The organism is Spirillospora sp. NPDC000708 (assembly GCF_040299565.1).
Classification (GTDB): Bacteria; Actinomycetota; Actinomycetes; order Streptosporangiales; family Streptosporangiaceae; genus Spirillospora.
On sequence record NZ_JBEPCJ010000168.1, the window covers coordinates 1 to 10192 of the forward strand.

The 10192-nt window shown below is 72.3% G+C and carries 9 protein-coding genes; 3 read left to right on the forward strand and 6 right to left on the reverse strand.

The features are described 5' to 3' along the window. Positions 1–150: 150 nt before the first annotated feature. Positions 151–1095 (reverse strand): Rieske (2Fe-2S) protein, encoded by a 945-nt coding sequence (locus tag ABT299_RS51105; RefSeq protein WP_500255291.1) that lies wholly within the window; start codon positions 1093–1095, stop codon positions 151–153. A 128-nt stretch (positions 1096–1223) separates the two neighbouring features. Next, complete coding sequence (locus tag ABT299_RS51110) at positions 1224–2861, reverse strand: hypothetical protein (RefSeq protein ID WP_500255292.1); 1638 nt, start codon at positions 2859–2861, stop codon at positions 1224–1226. Positions 2862–3144: 283 nt separating this feature from the next. On the opposite strand from ABT299_RS51110, the gene ABT299_RS51115 reads away from it, so the two are divergent. From ABT299_RS51115 to ABT299_RS51125, 3 genes are read left to right on the forward strand one after another with little or no spacing between them, the layout of a single operon-like run. Beyond that, positions 3145–4416 (forward strand): ABC transporter substrate-binding protein, encoded by a 1272-nt coding sequence (locus ABT299_RS51115; protein WP_500255293.1) that lies wholly within the window; start codon positions 3145–3147, stop codon positions 4414–4416. Next, positions 4416–5351 carry a carbohydrate ABC transporter permease gene (locus ABT299_RS51120; protein WP_387025470.1) on the forward strand — a complete coding sequence of 312 codons (936 nt, stop codon included), beginning with the start codon at positions 4416–4418 and terminating at the stop codon, positions 5349–5351. Before ABT299_RS51115 ends, ABT299_RS51120 begins: the two co-directional genes overlap by 1 nt. Beyond that, entirely contained in the window at positions 5348–6193 is an 846-nt protein-coding gene (locus tag ABT299_RS51125; protein WP_206700361.1) for a carbohydrate ABC transporter permease, read from the forward strand. Before ABT299_RS51120 ends, ABT299_RS51125 begins: the two co-directional genes overlap by 4 nt. A gap of 33 nt (positions 6194–6226) precedes the next feature. Here ABT299_RS51125 and ABT299_RS51130 read toward each other — a convergent pair whose 3' ends face one another. From ABT299_RS51130 to ABT299_RS51145, 4 genes are read right to left on the reverse strand one after another with little or no spacing between them, the layout of a single operon-like run. Next, positions 6227–6988 carry a DeoR/GlpR family DNA-binding transcription regulator gene (locus tag ABT299_RS51130; protein ID WP_190868246.1) on the reverse strand — a complete coding sequence of 254 codons (762 nt, stop codon included), beginning with the start codon at positions 6986–6988 and terminating at the stop codon, positions 6227–6229. 56 nt (positions 6989–7044) lie between these two features. Beyond that, positions 7045–7953: a carbohydrate kinase family protein gene (locus ABT299_RS51135; RefSeq protein ID WP_190868245.1), complete on the reverse strand. Its 909-nt coding sequence runs from the start codon at positions 7951–7953 to the stop codon at positions 7045–7047. Further along, complete coding sequence (locus ABT299_RS51140; protein WP_500255294.1) at positions 7953–9257, reverse strand: alpha-glucosidase/alpha-galactosidase; 1305 nt, start codon at positions 9255–9257, stop codon at positions 7953–7955. The genes ABT299_RS51135 and ABT299_RS51140 overlap by 1 nt, the downstream gene beginning before the upstream one ends. Continuing rightward, positions 9251–10099, reverse strand: a complete 849-nt coding sequence (locus tag ABT299_RS51145) for a class II fructose-bisphosphate aldolase (RefSeq protein ID WP_500255295.1) — start codon at positions 10097–10099, stop codon at positions 9251–9253. The genes ABT299_RS51140 and ABT299_RS51145 overlap by 7 nt, the downstream gene beginning before the upstream one ends. Positions 10100–10192: the final 93 nt, after the last annotated feature.

The following is a 10192-nucleotide window of genomic DNA, read 5'->3' on the forward strand; positions in this document are numbered from 1 at the left end:
CCAGCCTGGCGAACTTGTGCCCGACCTCCCCCCCCCCCAACGGTACCCCCCCCCATTGTACCCGCCCCAACGATACCCAGGGGAACGCCCCCCCCACCACAACAAAGGCAGCCAGCGCGCCCCGCCCGCGGCGGGACGCGGGGCGGCCGGTCAGGAGACCCGCGCCATCCGGCGGCGGGCCGCCCGGCCCATCCGCTCGGTCGGGCCGGCGTGCGCGCCCTCGCCCTTGCGGGCCGGAGCGCCCGGCGGCGGGACGCGGACCTCGATGCGCCCGTCCTGGACGCGCGCCTCGAAGCGGGGTTCCGGCGTGCTGGCCGGGCCGCGCACGACGCCGCCGTCCGAGAGCCGGAAGGTGCTGCCGTGCCAGGGGCACGTGACGCAGCCGTCCGCGACCGTGCCCTCGTCCAGCGGCCCGCCCAGGTGGGTGCACGTGGCCGACAGCGCGTAGATCTGCCGGTCCGCCCGGTAGAGCATGATCGGGACGCCGCCGACGTCCACCGTCCGGTGCTCGCTGTCGGGCAGTTCGTCCTCGCCGAGGACCGGCGTCCAGTCCTGCGGCCCCTGCTGCCAGGCGGTGCGGTTGACGTTGACGCCCATCACGAAGGACAGGTGGCCGCCGAGGTAGGCGCTGAACCCCAGCACCCCGAAGCCGGCGAGCCCGAGGGCCTTGCCGGCGCGGCGGTCCCCGCGGGCCCGCATGGCGATGGACGCCCCGTACAGGGCCAGTGCCATGGTGTTGGCCGCGGCGTGGACCATGCCCACCCGCCGTTCGGCTCCGAGGGTGTCGGACCAGTCGTTCAACCCGGACATCGCGGTCGGCACGGCGGCGGCCACTCCCGTGATCGCCAGCAGGTCGGCGGCGGGTTCGGCGTCGGGTCCCCCGGCGACGTCCAGCAGCGAGGACATGCTCCAGGCGCCGATCGCCACGTCGGTGAGCGGCGGATGCAGCGGATGGCCGAGGTAGGTCCCGCTGAGCAGGTTGCGGACGATCCGCGGCTGTACCGCGCGCCGGACCGCGGAACTCAGCGGCCCGGCGACCTTGTCCAGCACCTCCGCCTGCTCCAGTCGGCGCACCATTCTGTGCGGCATGCTCATCACTGCCTCCCCAAGGCCCGAGAGAACGGTCACGTCCCGCGATCGCACGACGTCGCTCGTCCGCTCCTTATCCGCCCTGCGGGATGCAAAACGCGGGGCGGCCGCGGCCCGGAGGCCGGCGCCCGCCGTCAGGGCCCGCTGCGGCGGACCACGCGGACGAAGCGGACGTCCAGGTCGTCGCCCGCGCCGGTGGCGAGGCGGAAGTCGGTGCCGCCGCGCAGGCGTCCGGCGAACACCGGACGGGGCAGCCGCACCGTCGCGGTCTTCCACGCGCCGTCGCCCGAGCGCCGGACGCGCGGCGACCGCCCGCCCTCGTACTCGATCCACCACGCGCCGCGGCCCGCGTCGCGGTAGGTCACCTTGACGTCCACCGCCCGGCGGTCGCGCCGGGCGCGGAACCGGTCGTCGACGTCGAAGTACATCGAGGTCTGGCCGTGCGCGCGGTCGGTGCGGAGCCCCTCGTAGGCGGTGCCGTTCTCCTCAGAGAGGACGTTGCGGTGGACGTCGGCCGTGGAGCGGCGCGGGGTGCCGTCCGGCCGGACGTCGCGCTGGACGAGCCAGCGTTCGAGGTTGCGCACCCACGGCCGGGTGCGCCACGCGCGGTTCCCGGTGAACGGCCCGGTCCCGTCCTTCCAGTAGGTGTCCTCCGCGTCGCGGAGCGCGGCCCAGGCGTCCGGGGAGTCGGACGCGGTCTTGCCGATGCTCAGCCGCACCCACCGCCATTGGGCCGGGTACTGCTTCATATAGGACGGGCCCGGCACCACGTACACCCAGTTCATCCGCAGTTGCAGCGCCTTCAGGTTCGCCTGGCGGACGGCGTAGTAGGGGTCGGCGGTGGTGTAGCCGCAGTCGTTGAAGCACTCGTTCTCGGTGGCGACGACGTGCCGCCCGTCGTGGACGGGCAGGCTCTCGTCCACCGTCATGTGCCCGTCGGGCTCTATGCGGCTGCCATAGGAGGGGGCCTCGCTGAGGTGGTAGTTGAACTCCTCGGTGATGCCCGTGCGGACGCCGAGGCCGGCGTCGACCGCCTGCCTGGCGAACAGGTCCGTCCTGCTCCCCCACGGACTCCAGGGGTAGTCCTCGCCGGTGAAGACGAGCTTGGTGCGGTACGGCCCGAACAGCGCGGCGAGGTCGTGCCAGGCATGCGAGTACCAGGACCGGTACTCATTGAAGGTCAGTCCCTGCTTGGCGGCGGCGCTGACGATGTCGTAGTCGAACTCCGCCCAGGTGAAGGCGCCGGGGACGTAGACGAACCGCAGCCGCGGATCGGCGCGCAGGCCCGACTCGACGAACAGCTTCTTGTAGAGGCCGAGGAGCCGCCCCCACACGCACTCGTTCCAGATGGGCAGATGGTATTGCCCCTCGTAGTCCGGGCCGATCGGTTCCACGCCGCACTCGTCGGCCACCCATCCCGGCGCCCATGACGAGCCGCTGGCGAAGACGCGCATCCAGAACGGCCGCTTCTGCGCGAGCTGCTCGCGCAGCGGCCGGAAGGTCAGGTCCTCGGCGGTGCCGGTGGTGTCGTCGCGCAGCCGTCCCGGCCCGCCGGGCTGGAGCTGGCGCCAGGTGAGGTCGAGGCCGCGCAGGTCGACGTGGTGCTCCGGGGCGGCCTGCTCGGAGAAGAACCCGCTGTTCGGCGAGGGGCGGACCCATCCGGGCAGCGTCCAGTCGTCGCCCGGCCGGACGCGGACGCTGCCGGTCACCGCGTCCGCCGGCACCGCGCCGGACAGCGCGAACAGGACCAGCAGGCCCGAGAGGACCGCCATCGCCCCCCTCATGCCGGCCTCGGCCCGGCCGCCGCCGTCGTCCCGCCCGGTGGCAGGGACGGTCCGCTCGGTTCCGCCATCATCGCCTCCCCCACCCGATCATTGCCGGTCGAACGCCCCCGACAAGCGCGATCACGCATCTTCGCTGCAACATTGTGATCGATTGGCGGTGTTACCGACCAGCAACCCACGTAGAGGTCCCGCGATCCCTTGCCCGTTGAGCGATTGTGTTCTAAAGTGCCGCGCATCCTGCACAATCGAGCACGAGCATCTGGAGGCGATCATGAGGCAGCCGAGCGGTCGCCGGATCACCGCGCTGGTCACCGGGGTCGCCTTGGTGGCCGGCCTCTCCTCGGCCTGCGGCTCGGGCGGCGGCGGCGACGCGAAGAAGATCACCTTCTGGCACGGGTACACCGACGTCCAGGCCGAGACGATCACCAAGCTCGTCGGCGAGTGGAACGGCGCGCATCCCGACCAGAAGGTCGAGCCGGTCTTCAGCAACAACGACAACACGCTGCAGAAGACCCTCGCGTCCTTCGTGTCCGGCAAGGCGCCCTCGGTCGCCTACCAGTACGGCTCGTCGATCACCGCGCTGACCGGCCGCCACCAGACCCAGGATCTCACCTCGCTGGTCAAGGGCGACCCGGCCGTCGACTGGAACGACTTCTTCCCCGCGGCCCGCCAGGGCGCCACCGTGGACGACAAGATCTACGGGATCCCCGCGCTGGTCGACAACCTCGGCCTCGTCTACAACAAGAAGATGTTCGACGCCGCAGGCCTGAAGTACCCGACGCCGGACTGGACCTGGGACGACTTCAGGAACGCCGCGAAGAAGCTGTCGGGGGACAACAAGTACGGCTGGGCCTACGTCAACGACGGGACCGAGGACACCGTCTGGCGCTTCCTCGCGCTCCTCTGGCAGGCCGGGGGCGACCTGCTCGACTCCGCGAACAAGAAGGCGGCCTTCGACTCCCCCGCCGGGCAGCAGGCCATGCAGTTGCTGCACGACATGTCCGTCACCGACAAGTCGGTCTACCTCGACACCGGCGACCAGCAGTACCTCAACCTGTTCAACTCCGGCCGGGTCGGCATGCTGTGGACCGGCCCGTGGGACCTCGGCCAGATCAACAAGGACGTCTCGTACGGCGTGCAGTACCTGCCCGGCAAGGCCACCCACGCCACGATCTCCGGCCCCGACTACTACATGCTCTTCGACAAGAAGGCGCAGAAGACCGCCTGGGCGTTCCTGAAGTGGCTGACCTCGCCGCAAATCCACCTGCGGTACGCCACGCAGACCGGTGACCTGCCGCTGCGCGCGTCCGAGGAGAAGCTGCCCGAATACAAGGACTACCTGGCCAAGTACCCCGGCAACAAGGTGTTCATCGACAACCTCAGCCAGAACGTCACCAAGGCGCGTCCGAACATCAAGCAGTACCCGCAGATCTCGCAGGCCCTCGGCACCGCCGTGCAGGCGGTCCTGCTCGGCAAGAAGCAGCCGCAGGCCGCGCTCGCCGACGCCGCCAAGCAGGTCGACGACATCCTGGCGGGCTCCTGATGGCGTCCACCGCGCTGACCGCGCCCGCCGCCAAGGACCGGCGGCCGCGCCGGTCGCGGCGGCGGCTCGGCGAGCACCTGGCGGGCTGGGGGTTCGTCTCCCCGGCCATCCTGCTGATCGGGATCTTCGGCATGCTGCCGGTGCTGTGGTCGTTCTGGCTGTCCTTCCAGGACACGGACCTGACCTCCCCCGGCACGTTCGCGGGCGGCGCCAAGTACGCCGAGCTGGTCAAGGACCCGCTGATGTGGGACGCCGCCCGGCGGTCGGCGATCTACACGGTGCTGTTCGTGCCGCTGACGATGGTGCTGGCGCTGCCGATCGCGGTGCTGCTCAACCAGCGGATCCGCGGCATCACGCTGTACCGGATGGCGGTGTTCGTCCCGCTAGTGACCTCCACGGTCGCGACCGGGATCATCTTCAACTGGCTGCTGAACCCGCAGTTCGGCCCCGTCAACGCCGCGCTGTCCAAGGCGGGCCTGCCCAAGCAGGGCTTCTTCCAGGATCCGAACCAGGCGCTGTTCGCGCTGGTGGCGATGACGGTGTGGGGGTGGCTCGGCTTCGCCGTGATCATCTACCTGTCCGCGCTGCAGAGCGTCCCGAAGGACCTGATGGAGGCGGCGGCGCTGGACGGCTGCGGCCGGCTGAAGGCGTTCCGGCACGTGGAGCTGCCTCTGCTGGCGCCCGCGTCCGGCTTCCTCGTCGTCTGGCTGACGATCAACTCGCTGCAGCTGTTCGACGAGGTGTACGTGACGACCAAGGGCGGGCCGCTGCGCGCCACCACCGTCATCGTCTACCACCTGTACAACAAGGCGTTCGTGGACTTCGACGGCGGCTACGCGGCCGCGGTCGGCTGCGCGCTGTTCCTGGTCATCCTGCTGGTGACCGTGGTACAGCTCGCCATCACCCGCCGCGCCTCCTTCTACGAGGGCCGATGAGCATGACGACGATGAACGCCCCGGCCGCGCGCCGGTTCCGGCGGCCGAGCCCGCTGCACCTGATCCTGCTGCCGATCGCGCTGGTGATGGTGACGCCGCTGCTCTGGATGGTGCTGCTGTCGGTCTCCACCGAGGCCGAGACGCGGCGGTTCCCGCCCGGCCTGCCGTCGGGCATCGAGTGGCACAACTACACCGACGCGCTGCGGGACGCGCCGCTCGGGCACTGGCTCGGCAACAGCGCGATCGTGTCGGTCAGCTGCGTGGCCGGGAACCTCGTGTTCTGCTCGCTGGCGGGCTACGCGTTCGCCCGGATCCGGTTCCTCGGCAGCAAGGCGCTGTTCGTCGCGGTGCTGGCCACGCTGATGGTGCCGTTCCAGATCGTCATGCTGCCGACGCTGATCATGGTGCGGACGCTCGGCCTCACCGACACGCTCGGCGCGCTGATCGTGCCGAACCTGGCGACCGCGTTCGGGATCTTCCTGCTGCGGCAGTTCTTCATGACGGTGCCGCGGGAGCTGGAGGAGGCCGCGCGGATCGACGGCGCGAGCCGGCTGCGGATCCTGTTCCAGGTGATGCTCCCGCTGATGCGCCCGACGCTGGCGACGCTCGCGGTGCTGACGTTCCTGCAGACGTGGAACGACTTCCTGTGGCCGCTGATCGCGGTGCAGAGCCCGGAGCACATGACCGTCCAGCTCGGCCTGCAGACGTTCCAGGGCGCGCACACGACGAACTGGCCGCGGCTCATGGCCGGCACGGTGATCAGCCAGCTGCCGGTGTTCGTGCTGTTCTTCGTCGCGCAGCGGTTCTTCGTGCGGTCGGTGGCGACCGCGGGCCTGAAGTAGCCCCCCGGCCCGGGCGCCGAGGCGACCGGGGCCTCAGGCCACGGTCACCTCGACGCCCGCCGCCTGGATCCGGTCCAGCTCGGCGCGGTCCGCGCCGGCGTCGGTGATCAGCATGTCGACCTCGCCGATCGGGGCGATCCGGGAGAAGGCGCGGTGCCCGATCTTGGAGCCGTCGGCGAGCACCACCACCCGGCGGGTGGCCCGCATCAGGCAGTGGTCGGTGCGGGCCTCGATCTCGTCGTGGGTGCTGATGCCGGCCTCGGCGTCGATCCCGTCCACGCCGAGGAAGACCAGGTCCAGGCTGATGTCGGCGAGGGTGCGGTCGGCGATCGGCCCCACCAGCTCGTAGGACTCGGGGCGGACGCCGCCGCCGGTGACGACCAGGTCGATCGCGGGCCGCACGGACAGGTCGGCGGCGATGTTGAGGGCGTTGGTGACGACCTTGAGCGCGCGGCCGGTGGACAGCAGCCGGGCCAGCTCGGTGATCGTGGTGCCGCCGTTGAAGCCGACCGAGTGCACCGAGCCGTCGACCAGCCGCACCGCGGCCTGCGCGATGCGGCGCTTCTCCTCCTGGCTGCGGCCGCCGCGGTAGCGCATCGGCAGCTCGTAGATGACCTCGGCCGCCATCGCGCCGCCGTGCGTGCGCTTGAGGAGCTGCTGCTCCTCCAGCACCTGCAGGTCGCGGCGGATCGAGGCGGGCGAGGCCTGCAGCTCGGCCGACAGGTCGACCACGCTCACGGAGCCGTGCTCGGCGAGCCGTTCGAGGATGAGGGGAAGACGGTCCTGCTGACGCATCCGATCATTATAGAGTACAAAGGATGCGCGAAAGTAGCCGTTTCAGCGGGAAATAATCACGCAATTTGCGCGAGTGCTTCGGCGAGGGTCGCCTGCCCGGCGGTGCCGCCGGCGGCGCGCGTGGACAGCGCGCCGCACACCGCGCCCAGCGCGAGCGCGTGGGCCAGGTCGCCGCGGTCGAGCCAGCCCGCGAGGAAGCCCGCGTCGAAGCTGTCGCCCGCGCCGACGGTGTCGACGGGGTCGGCGAGGGGCGCGCCGGCGCGCACGGCCGTCCCGTCCGTCAGCGCGACGGCGCCCTCGCCGCCGCGCTTGACGACCGGGACGCAGCCGGCGCCCGCCAGCGCGTCCAGCGCCTCCGGGAGCGCGGCACGGCCGCTCAGCGCGAGCGCCTCGGCCTCGTTGGGCAGCAGGAACGTGCACTCCGCGAGCAGCCCGGGCGCGAGTTCCCAGCGCCCGGACGGGTCGTCGTTGGTGTCCAGCGAGGTCGTCGCGCCGGACGCCCGGTGCCCGCGCAGCAGCGCGGGCAGCGCCCCGGCGAGGCGCGGCTGGAGGAAGTAGGACGCGGCGTGCACGTGCCGCGCCGCGACGTCCGGGACGTGCTCGGGCCCGAACTCGGCCAGGCATCCGGCCGCGGTGAGGATCGCCCGGTCGCCGCCGGGCCGGTTCAGGCACACGGTGAGCGCGGTCGGCAGCGTGTCGTGCCGGACGACGCGGGACACGTCCACGCCGGCGGCGCTCAGCGCGTCGAGGACGAAGTCGCCGGCGGCGTCCCGGCCGACCAGCCCCGCGAACGCGGTGGCCAGGCCGAGCCGGGCGGCGCCGTGCGCGGCGATCGCCGCGGACCCGCCGAGCGCGAGCACGCCGCCCCCGACGAGCGTCTCCGCCTGGCCGTAGGGCGGGACGTCGGGGGCGCCGTGCACGAGGACGTCCGGGTTGGCGTCCCCGACGACCAGCAGGTCCAGCATCAGTTCCTCCGCAGCGCGGCGGGCAGCGCGTCGCCGTGCGCCGCGGTGAGCGCGTCGCACAGCTCGGCGATGCGCTCGACGGGCAGCGCGGCGGCGGTCGCCGGGTCGCACATCGCGGCGTGCCGGACGTGCGCCGGGTCGCCCTCGACGGCGGCGGCGACGGTCAGCTCCACGACGTTGAGGAAGGCGCGGTTCAGCGCCGCGAGCTGCGGGGGCAGCGCGCCGACGTGGTGCGGGTGCACGCCCGTCCGGTCGAGCGTCGCCGGGACCTCGACGCCCGCGCCCATCGGCAGGTTGGTGATCAGGCCGGTGTTGGCGGTGGTCACCTGGATGGTGCGGCGCTCGCCGGTGGCGAGGCTGTGGATGACCTGCGGCGCGTACTCTGTGGCGTCCTCGTCTTCGCGCGGCGCCGGGTACTCGCCGCGCGCCAAGCAGTCGCGGACCCGCGCGTACTCGGCCAGGTTGCCCTCGCTGATCCGCACGTACTCGCCGACCGGGATGCGCAGCCGCTCGATCTCCGCCTCGTCCTTCAGGTACCAGGGGACGTACTCGGACGAGTGCTCGCTGGTCTCCGTCGGGTAGCGGCCGAAGCGCCGGTACATGTCGACGCGCACCCGCCGCCTCAGCTCGGGGTCGGCCTCGATGGCGGCGTCCAGCGCCGGGTACAGGTCGCGGCCGCGGTGCTCCCACTTCAGCACCCACGCCTGGTGATTGACTCCCGCCGAGTGGAAGTCGACCTCCTCGTACGGCACGCCGACCAGCTCCGACAGGTCCCGGACGGTCCAGTACACCGAGTGGCACAGGCCGGCGGCCTTCACCTCCGGCGCGATCGCCGCGAGGTACTGCAGGTTCATCGCCATCGGGTTGGTGTAGTTCAGCAGCCACGCGTCCGGGCAGACGGCCTTGATGTCGGCGGCCAGGCCCTCCAGCAGCGGGAACGTGCGCAGTGCCCGGAAGATCCCGCCGATGCCGAGGGTGTCGCCGATGGTCTGCCGGACGCCGAACTCCGCGGCGACCTCGAAGTCCTTCACCGTCGCGGCGTGCCCGCCGACCGCGACCATGTTCACGACCACGTCGGCGCCCTCCAGCGCGCGGCGCCGGTCCAGGGACGCGGTGATGGCGGGCGCGGCGCCGTGCTCCTTCGCGGTGAGCCTCGCCAGGCCCTCGGCGACCTCCAGCCGCTCGGGGTCGATGTCGTGCAGCGCGAGCCGGACGCCGCCGAGCTCGGGGTAGGAGAGGATGTCGCGCAGCAGCTGGCGGGTGAACTCGACCGAGCCGGCGCCGACGAAGGCGATGTTCAGCATGCACGTTGTCCAATGCTCTCGGCGGAACGGGGCGCGATGACCTCCAGCAGGTGCGCGACCCGCTCCCGCATGGCGTCGCGGGCGGGCGCGAGGTAGCGGCGCGGGTCGACGCCCCGGTCCAGGTTCGCGCGGACCGCCCCGCTGAAGGCGATGTTGAGGGCCGTACCGATGTTGATCTTTGTCATTCCCTGACCGACGGCGCGGCGCAGCTCGTCGTCGGCGACCCCCGACGAGCCGTGCAGCACCAGCGGGACCGGCACCGCGTCGCGCAGCCGCGCGATCAGGCCGTGGTCGAGGACGGCGGTGCGCTCGGTCATCGCGTGCGAGCTGCCGACGGCGACCGCGAGGGCGTCGACGCCGGTCGCGGCGACGAACGCGGCGGCCTCGCCGGGGTCGGTGCGGACGCCCGGGGCGTGCGCGCCGTCCTTGCCGCCCACCTCGCCGAGCTCGGCCTCCAGCCAGAGGCCGCGCTCGTGGGCCCAGGCGGCGGCCGCCGCGGTGCGGGCCACGTTCTCCTCGTAGTCGTGCTCGGAGCCGTCGTACATCACCGAGCCGAACCCGTGGTCGGCGGCCTGGCGCATCAGGTCCTCGTCGGTCACGTGGTCCAGGTGCAGCGCGACGCGCGCCGCCGAGCCCTCCGCCACCGCGCGGGTGCCGGCGGCGATCGGCGCGAGCCGTCCGCCGTGGAAGCGCACCGCGTTCTGGCTGATCTGGCAGATGACCGGGCGGCCGGTCTCCTCGGCGGCCGCGGCGATCGCCTCGGCGTGCTCCAGCGTGATCACGTTGAACGCGGCGACGCCTTCGCCGGGCCGCACCAGCTCGGCCGTGCTCACCAGGGGCATGATGTCTCCCTCACCTTCGTGGCCCGGCGGTGCCGCCGGAGGACGTCGGGGTCGAACTCGCCGGCGGCGGGCGCGGCGACGGCGGCGGCCGCC

Bases quoted from the DNA above. Each gene is read 5' to 3' on its own strand.
- ABT299_RS51140 (WP_500255294.1), bottom strand. From the start codon at position 9,257: ATGCTGAACATCGCCTTCGTCGGCGCCGGCTCGGTCGAGTTCACCCGC.
- ABT299_RS51145 (WP_500255295.1), bottom strand. From the start codon at position 10,099: ATGCCCCTGGTGAGCACGGCCGAGCTGGTGCGGCCCGGCGAAGGCGTC.
- ABT299_RS51115 (WP_500255293.1), top strand. From the start codon at position 3,145: ATGAGGCAGCCGAGCGGTCGCCGGATCACCGCGCTGGTCACCGGGGTC.
- ABT299_RS51130 (WP_190868246.1), bottom strand. From the start codon at position 6,988: ATGCGTCAGCAGGACCGTCTTCCCCTCATCCTCGAACGGCTCGCCGAG.
- ABT299_RS51105 (WP_500255291.1), bottom strand. From the start codon at position 1,095: ATGAGCATGCCGCACAGAATGGTGCGCCGACTGGAGCAGGCGGAGGTG.
- ABT299_RS51110 (WP_500255292.1), bottom strand. From the start codon at position 2,861: ATGGCGGTCCTCTCGGGCCTGCTGGTCCTGTTCGCGCTGTCCGGCGCG.
- ABT299_RS51125 (WP_206700361.1), top strand. From the start codon at position 5,348: ATGAGCATGACGACGATGAACGCCCCGGCCGCGCGCCGGTTCCGGCGG.
- ABT299_RS51120 (WP_387025470.1), top strand. From the start codon at position 4,416: ATGGCGTCCACCGCGCTGACCGCGCCCGCCGCCAAGGACCGGCGGCCG.
- ABT299_RS51135 (WP_190868245.1), bottom strand. From the start codon at position 7,953: ATGCTGGACCTGCTGGTCGTCGGGGACGCCAACCCGGACGTCCTCGTG.